Annotated in this window: 13 protein-coding genes; 6 read left to right on the top strand and 7 right to left on the bottom strand. The window is 68.9% G+C overall.

Translation table 11 applies throughout. The features are described 5' to 3' along the window. Positions 1-8 precede the first annotated feature (8 nt). The gene (gene recD / locus ACNJ7K_RS02895; RefSeq protein ID WP_230790872.1) at positions 9-1886 is read left to right on the top strand and encodes an exodeoxyribonuclease V subunit alpha; all 1878 of its coding nucleotides are present in this window, start codon (positions 9-11) and stop codon (positions 1884-1886) included. A gap of 135 nt (positions 1887-2021) precedes the next feature. Beyond that, on the top strand, positions 2022-3449 hold the full coding sequence (locus ACNJ7K_RS02890) for a lipase maturation factor family protein (protein ID WP_159418934.1): 1428 nt from the start codon (positions 2022-2024) through the stop codon (positions 3447-3449). A gap of 22 nt (positions 3450-3471) precedes the next feature. On the opposite strand, the gene ACNJ7K_RS02885 is transcribed toward ACNJ7K_RS02890, so the two are convergent. The 7 genes from ACNJ7K_RS02885 to ACNJ7K_RS02855 are packed head-to-tail and all read right to left on the bottom strand — an operon-like array spanning position 3472 to position 10109. Next, positions 3472-4065: a hypothetical protein gene (locus tag ACNJ7K_RS02885; protein ID WP_487041165.1), complete on the bottom strand. Its 594-nt coding sequence runs from the start codon at positions 4063-4065 to the stop codon at positions 3472-3474. 52 nt (positions 4066-4117) lie between these two features. After that, complete coding sequence (locus ACNJ7K_RS02880; RefSeq protein ID WP_487041244.1) at positions 4118-4672, bottom strand: sugar O-acetyltransferase; 555 nt, start codon at positions 4670-4672, stop codon at positions 4118-4120. A 46-nt stretch (positions 4673-4718) separates the two neighbouring features. Further along, the gene (locus ACNJ7K_RS02875) at positions 4719-5798 is read right to left on the bottom strand and encodes an ABC transporter ATP-binding protein (protein WP_120281808.1); all 1080 of its coding nucleotides are present in this window, start codon (positions 5796-5798) and stop codon (positions 4719-4721) included. Between the two features lie 33 nt (positions 5799-5831). Continuing rightward, a complete protein-coding gene (locus ACNJ7K_RS02870) occupies positions 5832-6722 on the bottom strand; it encodes a carbohydrate ABC transporter permease (protein WP_120281809.1) in 891 nt (296 codons plus the stop codon). Then, the gene (locus ACNJ7K_RS02865) at positions 6719-7684 is read right to left on the bottom strand and encodes a carbohydrate ABC transporter permease (RefSeq protein WP_120281810.1); all 966 of its coding nucleotides are present in this window, start codon (positions 7682-7684) and stop codon (positions 6719-6721) included. The genes ACNJ7K_RS02870 and ACNJ7K_RS02865 overlap by 4 nt, the downstream gene beginning before the upstream one ends. Then, positions 7681-9036: an ABC transporter substrate-binding protein gene (locus ACNJ7K_RS02860; RefSeq protein ID WP_268655326.1), complete on the bottom strand. Its 1356-nt coding sequence runs from the start codon at positions 9034-9036 to the stop codon at positions 7681-7683. The genes ACNJ7K_RS02865 and ACNJ7K_RS02860 overlap by 4 nt, the downstream gene beginning before the upstream one ends. Positions 9037-9047: 11 nt before the next feature. Beyond that, positions 9048-10109, bottom strand: coding sequence for a sugar-binding transcriptional regulator (locus ACNJ7K_RS02855; protein WP_120284045.1), 1062 nt, complete (start codon positions 10107-10109; stop codon positions 9048-9050). 129 nt (positions 10110-10238) lie between these two features. Here ACNJ7K_RS02855 and ACNJ7K_RS02850 point away from each other — a divergent pair, with 129 nt between their 5' ends. From ACNJ7K_RS02850 to ACNJ7K_RS02835, 4 genes are read left to right on the top strand one after another with little or no spacing between them, the layout of a single operon-like run. After that, on the top strand, positions 10239-11258 hold the full coding sequence (locus ACNJ7K_RS02850) for an NAD(P)-dependent alcohol dehydrogenase (protein WP_120281811.1): 1020 nt from the start codon (positions 10239-10241) through the stop codon (positions 11256-11258). Between the two features lie 6 nt (positions 11259-11264). Then, positions 11265-12737 (top strand): mannitol dehydrogenase family protein, encoded by a 1473-nt coding sequence (locus ACNJ7K_RS02845; protein ID WP_230790870.1) that lies wholly within the window; start codon positions 11265-11267, stop codon positions 12735-12737. Further along, the gene (locus ACNJ7K_RS02840; RefSeq protein ID WP_120281813.1) at positions 12734-13666 is read left to right on the top strand and encodes a carbohydrate kinase family protein; all 933 of its coding nucleotides are present in this window, start codon (positions 12734-12736) and stop codon (positions 13664-13666) included. Before ACNJ7K_RS02845 ends, ACNJ7K_RS02840 begins: the two co-directional genes overlap by 4 nt. Then, entirely contained in the window at positions 13663-15057 is a 1395-nt protein-coding gene (locus ACNJ7K_RS02835) for a xylulokinase (RefSeq protein WP_487041164.1), read from the top strand. The genes ACNJ7K_RS02840 and ACNJ7K_RS02835 overlap by 4 nt, the downstream gene beginning before the upstream one ends. The last annotated feature ends 10 nt before the right edge of the window (positions 15058-15067 follow it).

Raw genomic sequence — 15067 nt, 5'->3', positions numbered from 1 at the left:
TCGAGTCCATGACCGACGTTCGGATCGCCCAGCGCGGCAAGGGCGCTCTGCGGCAGTTCAACGAGGTGGGCGCACTCTCTGCCGCCGACGTGCACGTCGCCCTGCGACTCGCGGCACTCGGCGGCGAGGACGACCCGCACGTTCATCTCGCCACCGCGCTGGCCGTACGCGCCGTGCGATCCGGGTCGGTGTGCCTCGACCTCACGCGTTTCCGCGAGGTCACCGTCGAGGAGGACGCGGACGGCCATCCCGTCGTCGACCCCGCGAGCCTGCCGTGGCCCCGCGACGAGGACGTGCTCGCGGCGCTGCGTCGCAGTCCCCTCGTGGTCGGCGGCGACCGCGGACCTCTGCGTCCGTTGCGCCTCGTCGACACCGCGGAAGGTCCGCTGCTGTATCTCGACCGGTACTTCCGGCAGGAGCAGACGATCCGCCGGGTACTCGCCGAACGCACGGCGACCTTCCCCGACCTCGACGAGGAGCGCATCGCGGCGACGCTCGACGAACTGTTCCACCATCCCGACGATCCGTCCCGGCCCGCGCCGGCACCCGACCGTCAGCGCGTCGCGGCGGCGCTCGCCGCCACCCGACCGACCACGGTGATCGCGGGCGGGCCGGGCACCGGCAAGACCCACACCGTCGCGCGGATCCTCGCGCTGCTCACCCGCCTGCACGGGCACGAGCTGCGCATCGGCCTGGCCGCTCCCACCGGCAAGGCCGCCGCGCGCCTGCAGGAGTCGGTGCGCGAGCAGGAGACCGAGCTGGGTCTGCCGCCGAATCTCACCGCCATGACCGTGCACCGGATGCTCGGCTGGCAGCGCGGCCGCACCCGCTTCCGCTACCACGCGGGCAACCACCTGCCGTACGACGTGATCGTCGTCGACGAGACGTCGATGGTGTCGCTGACGATGATGTGCCGCCTGCTCGAGGCGGTGCGGCCCGACACCCGGCTCGTCCTCGTGGGCGACCCCGACCAGCTCGCCTCCGTCGACGCCGGTGCGGTGCTCGCCGATCTGGTGGGGCGTCCCGTCAGCGGCACCCTCGATCCGGTCTTCGAACGGGTCGTCACCCGCGATCTGGTGGCCGCCGACGACCCGGCCGAGGCGGCCTTCACTCCGGCCCAACGGGCCCGGCTCGGTGGCGGTGTCGTGCGCCTGAGCCGCGGCCGCCGCTTCGGTGGCGCGATCGCCGATCTGGCGGTGGCCGTCCGCAAGGGGAACGGCGACGAGGTGCTCGACATCCTGCGCAGGGGCGACCCGGAAGTCTCGTTCGTGGCCCCGTCCGACCTCGACGCCCTGCGCGACGACATCGTCCGCTCCGCCGCCGAGGTCACCAAGGCCGCCGAGACGGGAGACGTCGACACGGCGCTCAAGCGCTTCGAGGAACATCGGTTGCTGTGCGCGCACCGCGACGGCCCGGCCGGTGTGCAGTGGTGGGCGAGGCAGGCCGCCGAATGGATCGGGGAGGCCGCGGGGCAGCGCCTCGACCCCGAAAGTTGGTATCCCGGCCGGCCGCTGCTCGTCACCGCGAACGACCACGACATGCAGATCTACAACGGCGACACCGGCGTGGTCGTGCGGCGCGGCGACGAACTCGTCGCGGCGTTCGCGCGCGGCGAGACGCCCTTCGAACTGCGCCCGAGCCAGCTGCCCGCGGTGAGCACCGTCTACGCGATGACGATCCACCGCAGCCAGGGCAGTCAGTACGGAACCGTCTCGGTGGTGCTGCCCGACTCAGGATCGGCGCTGCTCACCCGCGAACTGCTGTACACCGCGATCACGCGTGCGCGGTCGCACGTGCGGATCATCGGGACCGAGGACGCGGTACGCGCCGGCGTGGCACGGCAGGTGCTCCGAGCGAGCGGGCTCCGGCGGGAGATTCGCGTGTAGCCGGTCGTCGACCTCCGGGCTCGACCGGATGAGGACGAGTCCGGTTGTTCTATCGTCGCGAGACCGTCTCCGCCGGCGAACGGGACGTGGCATGCTCGAATCGGCGCGCACGACAGACGACGAACGAACCGAGCGATGGACTGGTTGGACGCGGACGGGTACACGATCGGGCGGCTGCTGGTCACCCGTGGACTCGCGGTGCTGTATGCCGTGGCCTTCCTCGCGGCCCTGTTGCAGTTCCGGGCGCTGATCGGCGAACGCGGCATCCTTCCCGCCCCGCGGTTCCTGTCTCTCACGTCGTTCCGGCAGTCGCCGAGCCTGTTCCACTGGAGATACTCCGACGGTCTGTTCACCGCGGTTGCCGCGGTGGGTCTCGTGCTGGCGGTGGTGACGGTCATCGGTGTCACCGAGCAGTTGCCGCTCGTGGTCTGCATGCTCGTGTGGTTCGTGATGTGGTTGCTGTACCTGTCGATCGTCAACGTGGGTCAGGTCTGGTACTCGTTCGGGTGGGAGTCCCTGCTGCTCGAGGCCGGCGTGCTCGCGATCTTCCTGGGCAACGCCGATACCGCGCCGCCGCTGCTCGTGCTGATCCTGCTGCGCTGGTTGCTGTTCCGGCTCGAGTTCGGTGCCGGACTGATCAAGATGCGCGGCGACCGGTGCTGGCGCGACCTGACGTGCCTCTACTACCACCATGAGACCCAGCCGATGCCCGGCCCGCTCAGCCGGTACTTCCACCTGATCCCGCGGCCACTGCACAAGGTGGAGGTGGCGGGTAATCACTTCACCCAGCTCGTGGTGCCGTTCGGGTTGTTCCTGCCGCAGCCGGTCGCCGGGATCGCCGCACTGATCATGATCGTCACACAGTTGTGGCTGGTGACGAGCGGCAACTTCGCGTGGCTGAACTGGATCACCATCGTCATCGCGCTCTCGGTGGTGCCCGACAGTTTCTACGGGTTGCTGATCGACTCCGCCACGACCTACGGTCCGACACCCATCGCGTTCACCGTCGCCGTGCTGGCGCTGGCCGTGCTGGTCGCGGTGCTCAGCTACTGGCCGGTGGCGAACATGATGTCGCATCGGCAGGCGATGAACGCCTCGTTCAACAAATGGCACTTCGTGAACACCTACGGCGCGTTCGGCACCGTCACACGTACCCGACGAGAAGTGATCGTCGAGGGCACCACCGATGCGGTCGTGACACCGGCGACGGAGTGGCGCGAGTACGAGTTCAAGGGCAAACCGGGCGACGTGTATCGCAGGCCGCGTCAGTACGCGCCGTACCACCTGCGTCTGGACTGGTTGATGTGGTTCGCGGGGATCTCCCGCGACTACGCCGCGGGGTGGTTCCCGCGGTTCGCGGGAAAACTGCTGGAGAACGATCCGGCCACCGTGAAACTGCTCCGGCACAACCCGTTCCCGGACGAACCGCCCCGTCTGGTGCGGGCCCGCCTGTTCCGCTACCGCTTCGCCACGCACGCCGAACGACGCGCGACGGGCCAGTGGTGGATGCGGGACGAGATCGGCGATTTCATGATGCCGATGGCGCGCGACGACCTGCCCTGACCACCCTCCTTGATCACCGCTGTCACCACACCTCGCCACCGGTCTCCGACACGGTGAATCCGTGGGTGTCCGTCTCGCACGTGATTCCCGTCTTCTCGTCGACGGTGCACGTGAACGGATCGACGGTGAGAGTGCTGCCGTGGGGCAGCGTCTTCGGGGCACCTCCGAAATCCGTGAATGCGATGTCGCCGATACTCACCCACTCTCCGGGGCCGTCGCCTTCGAGCATCAGGGCGTTCGCGGGCACCAGCACGTCGGGCGCGCCGCTGCCGGGGACCCGGGGTGCACTCGCCGGCATCGTGCCCTGGCAGCCCGTCAGGGGGGCGGTGTGGACGAGGATGGCGCATCCGAACTGCCCGCCCGGCGACGCGAAGTAGTAGATGCCCTCGCTGGTCGCGGCGTAATCGTCGGGGTCGACCGGCGTCGGTGCGGCCGTCGTGGTCGTGGTCGTGGTCGTGGTCGGCGCCGACGAGGTGGCGGTGGTGGTACTCGCCGCCTCGGTGGGTGCTTCGGGTGCGGTGGCCTCACCCTCCACGCTCCGCGAACACCCTGCCGCGACGAGTGCCGCACCCGCGACGACGACGAAGCTGACGAGGCGTGCGCGGCGACTGATCATGCGGGGCAGCATAGCGAGCGCCGGGGTCGACGCAAGTTCCACGCCGGTCGACTCAGAGCCGGCGCGTCTCCCGCGCGGGTACGCCCGTCGCCACGACGTTCGGCGGCAGGTCGCGTGTGACCACCGCACCGGCTCCCACGACGGTGTTCTCGCCGATCGTGACGCCCGGTCCGACGATGGCGCCACCGCCGAGCCACACGTTGTCGCCGATCGTGATCGGTTGCGCCGATTCCCACTTCGCGCGGCGGAGATCGGGATCGAGCGGATGAGTGGGGGTGAGGAGTTGTACGTTCGGGCCGATCTGCACGTCCGAGCCGATCGTGATCGGCGCGACGTCGAGCATGATGGCGCCGAAGTTGACGAATGTTCCGTTCCCCACGGTGATCCGGTACCCGTAGTCCACCTGCAATGGCGGCCGGATCTCCACGTCGTCACCGATCGAGTCGAACAACTCCTCGAGTAGTGCGCGACGCACATCCGGATCCGCTGCGCTCGACGCGTTGTACTTCTCGGTCAGCAGCGCTGCCCGGAGCGCGTCGGCGGCGAGTTCGGGATCGTCGGCGATGTAGAGTTCGCCGGCCAGCATCCGCTCCTTCTGCTCGCCCACCGAGGATTCTTCCGTCTCACCCACTGCGGATCCTCCCGTCGCCGGGTCAGTCGCCCACTCGCTCTCCGGTGTCGACGTGGAACAGGTGCACCGTACCTTCGCGCTTGCGCAGGTGCACGGTGTCGGCGAGGCGTGCGGGGGTGCGGACCAAGGCCCGCGCGACCACCTGATCGCCGGTGCCGGGCACCCGCGTGTACAGGTACGACTCGCTGCCGAGTTCCTCGACGAGTTCGACGACGGCTTCGACGCCCTCGTCGGCGATCTCGAAGTCCTCCGGCCGGATCCCGGCGGTGACCTCCTCGATGCCTGCGGAGTGCAGTCGCGCGATGCGGTCGCGTTCGACGGGGATGACGGTGCTGCCCACGACCACTCCGTCGTCGACGACCTTCGCGCGGAGCAGGTTCATCGACGGTGAGCCGATGAAACCGGCGACGAACGCGTTGGCGGGGCGGTCGTAGAGTTCGGTGGGGCTGGAGAACTGCTGCAGTACACCGTTCTTCAGGACGGCGACGCGATCGCCCATCGTCATCGCCTCGACCTGGTCGTGGGTGACGTAGACGGTGGTGGTGCCGAGACGGCGTTGCAGCGCCGCGATCTCGGTGCGGGTCTGCACGCGCAGCTTCGCATCGAGGTTCGACAACGGCTCGTCCATGCAGAACACCTGCGGCTCACGCACGATCGCGCGTCCCATCGCCACGCGCTGGCGCTGACCACCCGACAGCTTGGCCGGCTTGCGGTCGAGGAACTGGGTCAGGTCCAGGATCTTCGCCGCCTCCTCGACCTTGCGGCGACGCTCCTCGGCGCTCACGCCGCGCATCTTGAGGGCGAAGCCCATGTTCTCGGCGACCGTCTTGTTCGGGTACAGCGCGTAGTTCTGGAAGACCATCGCGATGTCGCGGTCCTTCGACGGAACACCGGTCATGTCCTTGCCGCCGATGGAGATCGATCCCTCGTCGATGTCCTCGAGCCCGGCGAGCATGCGCAGCGCGGTGCTCTTGCCGGATCCGGACGGTCCGACGAGGACCACGAACTCGCCGTCCTCGATGTCGAGGTTCAGCGAATCGACCGCGAAGGTGTCGGAGTTCTCGTAGATGCACGAGGCGTTGCGGTAGGTGATGTCGGCCATGATGGAAGTCCTTGCTGGTAAGGGGAATCGGGTCTACTTGATGGCGCCGAACGACAGGCCGCGCACGAGCTTGTTCTGGGCGAGCCAGCCCGCGAGCACGACGGGCAGCGCCGCCATCGTCGCGGCGGCGGACAGCCGGGCCCAGTACAGGCCCTCACCGGTGATGAAACCGACGAGGAAGACGGGGATCGTCTGCGCCTGGACGGCGGTCAGGTTGACGGCGAAGAAGAACTCGTTCCACGAGAAGATCACGCAGATCAGGGCGGTCGCGGCGATGCCGGGGGAGACGAGCGGCAGGATCAGCTCGCGCACCGCCGTCCACAAGCTCGCGCCGTCCATGCTCGCCGCCTCGAGCAGCTCGCCCGGTACTTCGAGGAAGAACGACCGCATCATCCATACCGCGATCGGCAGGTTCATCGCCGTGTAGAGGATGATCAGCGCCCAGATGTTGTCGAGCAGGCCGACGTTCGCGACGATCACGTACAGCGGGATGATCGCGGCGACGATGGGCAGCATTTTCGTGCTGATGAAGAAGAACAGCACGTCCTTGGTCTTCTTCACCGGCCGCAGCGACAGCGCGAAGGCCGCCGGCACGCCGAGCAGCAGGACCAGCACCGTCGAGACGATGGTCGCGAAGGCCGAGTTGAGCAGGGCCGTGCCCACCCCGGTCTCGAACACCGCCCGGAACTGGTCGAGGGTGGGGGTGAAGAAGAACTTCGGTGGGTCGGAGTAGGCGTCGGCCTCCTGCTTGAAGGCGGTGAGCACCATCCAGAAGACCGGGAAGAAGAATCCGATGGCGGCGATCCACGCGACCACGCCCCAGGGATTGAACTTGCGGTTCTTGCGTTTCCGGGCCGTGCGCATGACACGGCCGGTCGGTGCCGTGGTGTCCGAAGCCTGCGGCTCCGTGGCCGTGGTGCTCATGCCGCTTCCTCCTTGCCGGTGAACGATGTGAAGATCAGGCGCAGTGCGAAGGTGGCGATGACGATCGTGCCGATGACGACCACGACACCCATTGCCGCGGCCTGGCCGATGTCGAAGCCGAGGAACGCGCGCTGGTAGATGTAGAACGGCAGGTTGGAGCTGGCCGTGCCGGGTCCGCCCTGGGTCATCATGTAGATCGCGTCGAACGTGTTCACCAGGTAGATCGCGCCGAGAACGGTGCCGAGTTCGATGAACCGGCGCAGGTGCGGCAGCGTCAGTTCGCGGAACAATGCGAACGCTCCGGCGCCGTCGACGCGGCCGGCCTCGAGGATGTCGCGGGGCATCGACTGCAGGCCGGCGAGGATGAGCAGCATCATGAACGGCGTCCACTGCCACACCAGGGCGACCATCACGGCCGGAAGCGGGAACCGGCTCACCCAGTCGACCTGCTCGACCCCGAACGGGGAGAGGACGAAGTTGACGATGCCGAAGACGGGATCGAACATCGACGTCTTCCAGATCAGCGCACTGGCGACCGGGGTGACGAGGAACGGCGTGATGAGCAGGGTCCGTGCGATACCGCGTCCGAGGAACGCCCGGTCGAGCAGGAGCGCGAGGAGCAGTCCGAGTACCACGGAGATCAGGACCGTGCCGACGATGAGGATCACCGTGTTCAGGGCGACCTGCCAGAACTGGCTGTCCTGGAAGACGTCGACGTAGTTCTGGAGCCCGACGAACCGGCGGGAGCCGGGGCTGACGAGGTTCCACGACTGGGTCGAGTAGTACAGCGTGAACACGAACGGGACCTGCGTGACCACGATCGTGAAGATCAGGGCCGGGAGCAAGGGTCCGCGGCGGCGCCATCCCTCGGCCCGCGAGATCTGCTCCTCCTTCGCTTCCCGTACGGCGCGGATGCGCTCGTCGGTGTCCGGCGCGGGACGCTGCGCTGCAGGTGCGGTCATTGGTCCTTCTCCCGGTAGGTCGCGCCGACGGCCTCGGCGTACTTCTGTGCCTGGTCGAGGGCTTCCTCGACGCTCTGCCGTCCGGCGATGGCGGCGCTGATCTGCTGGCTGACCCGGGTGCCGAGATCCTGGAACTCGGGGATGGCCACGAACTGGATGCCCGTGTACGGGACGGGGTCGACCGTGGGGTTCTGCTGGTCGGCTCCTTCGATGGATTCGAGGGTGATCGGGCCGTAGGCCGCGGCGGCCTCGGCGTATTCGGGGATCTCGTAGGTCGACAGTCGGCTGCCCGGCGGCACCCGCTCCCAGCCGAGCTGCTCGCCGACGGTGCGCAGGTACTGCTGGTCGGTCATCCACGAGATGAACTTCCACGCGTCCTCGGTGTGCTCGCTGCTCGCGGGGATGCCGAGCGACCACGTGTAGAGCCAGCCCGAGGGATCTTTCTCCTGGACGGGCGCGGCCGCGTAGCCGATCTTGCCGACGACGTTGCTCGATGCGGGATCCTCGAGGGTCGAGACGGCGGAGGTGGAGTCGTACCACATGGCGACCCGGCCCTGCGCGAGTTGCGTTGCACACTCGCTGAATCCGCTCGTCGCGGCGCCGGGCTGACCGTACTCGCGGACGAGGTCGACGTAGAACTGCACCGCCTCGCGCACCTCGGGGCTGTTCAGCTGCGCATTCCAGTTCTCGTCGAACCACCGTCCACCGAAGGTGTTGATGACGGTGTCGAGCGGCGCGAGCAACTCACCCCAGCCGGGCTTGCCGCGCAGGCAGATGCCGTTGATGTCGGGACCGTCGAGTTGCGCTGCGGCGTCGGCGACCTCGGTCCAGGTCGGCGGATCGGACAGCGTGATACCGGCCTGCTCGAACAGGTCCTTGCGATACATCAGGAACGACGATTCACCGTAGAAGGGCACCGAGTACATGTCGCCCTCGTACGAGAGTGCTTCGCGCAGCGAGGGAATGATGTCGTCGGCGTCGTAGCCGTCGGTCTGCTCGATGTACGGCGACAGGTTCGTGAGCCAGCCGTACTCCGCCCACTGGGGAGTCTCGTAGTTGCTGATCATCACGACGTCGAACTCGCCGCCGCCCATCGCCGTGGACGCGGTGATCTTGGCGCGGGCCTGGTTCTCGGAGAGGGTGACGAACTTCAGGTCGATCTCCGGATTCTCGGCCTCGAACTGCGACGCGAGTTGCTGTGCGTCCTGCATCTGGGAGTTCGACACCATCGCGATGGTGACGGTGCGGCCGGAGGTACCGATCGATCCTGCACCGGCACAACCGGTCAGTGCGACGCTCAGGGCCACGGCTCCTGCCGCGGCCGCGCGGATGGATCTTCTTGCTGTAGGCACGATGGTCTACCTCATTTCGGTGGTGCCTCGTCCTTCGGGGTGCCGTTCTCGAGGGCGTGGTCGGGATGGTCGAGCAGGTACTGGGCGCACGCGATGTCGCAGACGAGCATGTTCGCGAGACCGCCGCGGAGAGCACCGAGTACAGCGCGGTGCTTGGACTGTCCGCCGGTGACGAGAATCGTGGCGGGACAGTCGCGGACGTCGTCGAGAGGTACCGACATGGTGCGGGTTTCGAGTTCGCCGTGCACGGCGGTGCCGTCGGCGCGGAAGAACCGGCCGCCGATCTCACCGACCGCGCCGAGGCCGTCGAGTTCGTGGAGCATCGTGGTGTCGAGGAAACTGCCCTCGAACAGGGTGGTCGAGGTCGACACCGCGCCCACACCGAAGATCATCACCTCGGCGCGGCGCCCCACCTCGAGTGTGCGGGAGATCAACGAGTCGGCGCGCATCGACGCGACCGTCGACGGGTCGGCGTAGAGCGGTGTGGGAAGCCGGAGCGGTTGCGCCCGAAGTTGTTCGGCGCAGCGGCCGAGGACGAACTCGGTGCCGGTCTGGTAGGCGCTCGTGGAGATGGATCCGTCGAGCTGGACGATCGTCTCACAACTGGCGACACCCGACGGGAGGGCCTGCGCCACGGCGACGGTCTCGGGGCCCCACGTGAATCCGAGGGTGTCGGAGGGGCGGAGTCGGCGGGTGAGCAGACCGGCGGCGGCGCGCCCGAGGGCGGCGAAGCTCGCGGAGTCCTCGATCGGACCGGCGTCGTCGACCCGGCGACCCACCACGACGGCCTCGACGAGCTCGTAGCGCTCTTCGAGTGCCCGTTCGGTCTCGGCGTGCAGGTCGTCGCGCCAGGTGGGCGGCACGCTGACCTCGATGCGCACCAGACCCTGAGCGCGAGCGCGTGCGACGAGCCGGCCGGCGGTGGGGCGGGAGACGCCGAGGCGCTGCGCCACCTCCGCCTGCGTGAGGCCGTCGAGGTAGTAGAGCGTCGCGGCCCGTACGGCGAGACGGAGATCCTCGGTGGATACCGGGCTTTCCGTATCCGGGATGTTGGTGGGGCCGGGGGCGGTCACGAGCTCTCCTTGGTGCGAGCAGTCTTCGTCACGCTCCGTGAGCATCTGCTCAGGGGTGCGTGCATCTGCTCAGTACGTTAGCATCGGAGTGTGACCCACACAACAGTTCCCCCGACGCTCCCGGACACGATGCGTGCCGCCGTGCTTCTCGAACCGGGCCGCATCGAGATGCAGGAACGGCCTCTACCTGCACCGGAGCCCGGCGACGTCCTCGTCCGGGTGACCACCGTGGGAGTGTGCGGCTCGGACGCGCACTACTACCGCGAAGGGCGGATCGGCGAGTTCGTCGTGACCGATCCGATCGTGCTCGGCCACGAGGCGTCCGGAGTCGTGGTCGCGGTCGGGGACGGTGTTCCGCAGAGCCGGATCGGCGAGCGGGTCTCGATCGAGCCGCAGCGTCCCGACCCGCTCACCGAGGAGACGCGCCGCGGCGACTACAACCTGTGCCCGCACATGCGCTTCTACGCCACGCCGCCGGTCGACGGCGCGCTGTGCGAGTACGTCACCATCGGGGCGGCCTTCGCGCATCCCGTTCCGGACACCGTGTCCGACGATGCCGCCGCTCTGTGCGAGCCGCTGTCGGTCGGTATCGCGGCCGTCCGCAAGGCCCGCGTCACCGCCGGCTCCCGCGTCCTCGTCACCGGCGCCGGTCCCGTCGGCATCGTCGTCGCGCAGGTCGCGCGCGCGTTCGGTGCGGTCGAGGTCGTCGTCACCGACCTCGACGAACGGCGACGCGAGACCGCACTGTCGTTCGGGGCGAGCGCTGCGCTCGACCCCCGCGTCGACGACCCGTCGGCCCTGCGCGTCGACGCCTACATCGACGCGTCCGGCGCCCCCGCCGCCGTCGATTCGGGTATCCGCGCGGTCCGTCCCGGCGGCACCGTCGTCCTCGTCGGATCCGGCGCCGAGACGATGACCCTGCCGGTGCAGCTCGTCCAGAACCGCGAACTGATCCTGACCGGCGTGTTCCGCTACGCGAACACGTGGCCGACCGCGCTCGCACTCGTCGAATCGGGCCGGGTCGATCTCGACTCGATGGTCACCGCCCGGTTCCCCCTCGACAAGACCGCCGACGCGCTCGAATCCGATCGGACACCCGGAAACATCAAGGCCGTCGTGGACGTGACCGATCCGGCGGGAAAGGACTGAAGATCCATGCACGTGAACGAGCAGACGCTCCCCGAGCTGGGCGTGCCCGTCCCGAGCTACCGGCGCGACGACGTCTCCGTCGGCATCGTGCACTTCGGTGTGGGCGGATTCCACCGCGCGCACCAGGCGATGTACGTCGACCGGCTCCTCGAACAGGGGAAGGCGAAGGAATGGGGTATCTGCGGCGTCGGGGTGCTCCCCGGTGATCGCCGCATGCAGGAGGCACTCGCCGCGCAGGACCACCTGTACACGCTGGTGCTCACCCATCCCGACGGCACGTGGGAGCCGCGGGTGATCGGCTCGATCGTCGACTATCGTTACGCCCCCGACGATCCCGAGGCGGTCATCGAGCTCCTCGCGGCCCCGGCCACCCGGATCATCTCGCTGACCGTCACCGAGGGCGGTTACAACATCCGTCACGACACCGGCGAGTTCGACGTCGACGATCCGGCCGTGCAACACGATCTGCGGTCCGGTGAACCCCCGGCCACCGTCTTCGGTCTCGTCACCGAGGCTCTCGCCCGGCGTCGGGAGCGGGGACTGCGCGCCCCGACGGTGATGTCGTGCGACAACATCGAGGGCAACGGAAGCGTCGCGCGCCGCGTCTTCACCGAATACGCGCGCCTTCTGAATCCGGATCTCGCGGAGTGGATCTCCGAGCACGTCCGCTTCCCGAACTCGATGGTCGACCGGATCACCCCGGTGACCACCGACGAGGTGGTCTCGGCGTTGTCCGAACGCTTCGACGTGCAGGACCGCTGGCCGGTCGCCGCCGAGCCCTTCACCTCGTGGGTCCTCGAGGAGGCCTTCGCCGACGGGCGCCCGCCCTTCGAGGATGCGGGAGTGCAGATCGTCGACGACGTCGCTCCCTACGAGCTGATGAAGTTGCGTCTGCTCAACGCGGGTCACCAGGGGCTCTGCTATTTCGCGTATCTCATGGGATACCGGCTCGTCCACGAGGCCGCGCAAGATCCGCTCCTCGCCGGATTCGTCCGTGCCTACATGGACACCGAAGCGACACCGACCCTGAAACCGGTGCCGGGCATCGATCTCGACGAGTACAAGACCACCCTCATCGAGAGGTTCGCGAACCCCGAGATCCGGGACACGATCGCCCGCTTGTGCGCCGAGTCGTCCGATCGCATCCCGAAGTGGCTGGTGCCGGTGATCCGGGAGAACCTGGCCACCGGTGGTCACGTGCAGTTGTCCGCGGCGATCGTCGCCTCGTGGGCGCGCTACGCCGAAGGCGTCGACGAGCAGGGGCAACCGATCGAGGTGGTCGACCGACTCGCCGACACGCTCGTCCCGATCGCGCGACGACAACTCACGCATCCCACCGCCTTCATCGAGAACACCGAGGTCTTCGGTGATCTCGCGCAGAACCACCGCTTCGTCGACGCCTACACCTGGGCGCTCAACGCCCTGCACAACGACGGCGCCCGCGCCACCCTGAAGGAACTTCCGGGAGAGCCGGAATGAACGGCCACGCGCTCGTCGTCGGAGAAGCCCTCGTCGACATCGTCCACCGCGGCGGTGCCGAACCCGTCGAGCATGTGGGCGGGAGCCCGCTCAACGTCGCACTGGGTCTGGGGCGGCTCGACCGGCCCGTGCAGTTCACGACACGCGTCGGCACCGACGCTCGCGGACGGCGGATCGTCGACCATCTCGCCGCCTCCGGCGTGTCGTTGACACCGGGCAGCGCGGCAGCCGAGCGCACAGCGACCGCGCAGGCGGAGATCGACGAGAAGGGTTCCGCGAAGTACGAATTCGATATCGTCTGGGATCCGGTCGAGCCACCACCGTCGGTGGACGCCGTGCTCGTGCACACCGGATCCATCGCGACGGTGCTCGAACCCGGCTGTGATCTCGTCGCCGAACTCGTCGCGCAGCAGGCGGGAACGTCCACGGTGAGCTTCGACCCGAACGTCCGCCCTGCGCTGATCGACGACCCCGCACGCGGGCGGGAACGGATCGAACGCCTCGTCTCGCTCGCCGATGTGGTCAAGGCCAGCGACGAGGACCTGACGTGGTTCGCGCCCGACCGCGATCCCCTCGACACCGCACGGGACTGGCTCTCGCGAGGGCCGGCGATCGTCGCGGTGACCCGCGGAGAACACGGTGCGGTGGCGCTGTGTGCGGCCGGAACCGTCGAGGTGCCCGCCGTGCGGGTCGAGGTGGTCGACACGGTCGGCGCCGGCGACGCCTTCACCGCCGGTCTGCTCGACGGATTGTGGACCTGCGGGCTCCTCGGCGCCGATAATCGGGAACGGCTGCGCGGCATCGGGATCGACGACCTGCGCGATGTGCTCGCCACCGCCGCGTGGACCTCCGGTCTGACCGTCGCGCGCGCCGGCGCCGACCTGCCCACGCTGGCCGACCGTACCGCGGCCCGGGAGGCGGCACGATGACGCTCGTCGCCGGGATCGATTCGTCCACCCAGTCGTGCAAGGTCGTCGTGTGCGACGCCGACACCGGAGCCGTCGTGCGCGAAGGTCGTGCTCCGCATCCACCCGGCACCGCAGTGGACCCGCTGGAGTGGCGCGCCGCCTTCGATCGGGCGTGTTCCGAAGCGGGCGGACTCGACGACGTCGCGGCGATCTCGGTGGGAGCGCAGCAGCACGGCATGGTGTGCCTCGACGATCGCGGCGACGTGGTCCGCGACGCGCTGCTGTGGAACGACACGAGATCCGCAGCGGCAGCAGCCGATCTCGTCGACGAGGCCGGTGGCTCGGCCGCGTGGGCCGAGGCCGTGGGGGTGGTCCCGCTCGCGGCGATCACCGTCGCGAAGGCCCGCTGGCTCGCCGACCACGAACCCGGCAACGCCGACCGTACCGCGGCGCTGTGCCTGCCGCACGACTGGCTGACGTGGACGATGCGCACCGACCGCGACCTCGATCGGCTCGCCACCGATCGCAGCGACGCGAGCGGCACCGGCTACTTCGACGCATCCACCGACACCTACCGTCGGGACCTGCTCGAACTGGCCCTGCGCCGGCCGAGCCCGATCCTTCCGCGGGTCGCCGGGCCGGCCGAGAGCATCGGTGAGACGGTCGCCGGCGCCCTGCTCGGTCCGGGGGCCGGCGACAATGCGGCGAGCGCGCTGGCCCTCGACGTCCGCGAAGGCGATGTGGTCGTCTCGATCGGCACGTCGGGCGTGGTGTGCGCCGTATCCACGACACCGCCCCGCGACGCGAACGGTTACGTCGCGGGATTCGCCGACGCGACCGGCCGGCACCTGCCGCTGGTGTGCACGCTCAACGGGGCCCGGGTACTGGACGCCACCGCGACGATGCTCGGCGTCGACCACACCGAACTCACGCGGCTCGCACTCTCGGCGCCGGCCGGCAGCGGCGGACTCGTGCTGGTCCCGTATCTGGAAGGGGAACGCACCCCGAACCGTCCCGGCGCGACGGGCGCCCTGCACGGGCTGCGGCTCGGAACGGCGACGCCCGCCCATCTCGCCCGCGCGGCGTTCGAGGGCCTGCTGTGCTCGCTGGCCGACGGCATCGACCACATCCGGGCGCAGGGCACCGAGGTCCGACGGGTGCTGCTCGTCGGCGGTGGAGCGCGCTCGCAGGCGGTGTGCGAGCTGGCGCCGGCGGTGCTGGGCATGCCCGTCGACGTTCCCGAACCAGGGGAGTACGTGGCGCGGGGCGCGGCCCGGCAGGCGGCGTGGGTGCTGCGCGGAGGCGACGAGCCTCCCACCTGGGAACCCGAACCGAGCCGCCACTACGAGGCCGACCCGGCCCCGCACGTGCGGGAGCGTTACGCGGAGATGCGGGACCTGACCGACCGCTGAAGCGCAGTGC

It is taken from the genome of Rhodococcus shunpengi, from assembly GCF_048381395.1.
Classification (GTDB): Bacteria; Actinomycetota; Actinomycetes; order Mycobacteriales; family Mycobacteriaceae; genus Rhodococcus.
This window is presented reverse-complemented; position numbering and strand designations above follow the sequence as displayed.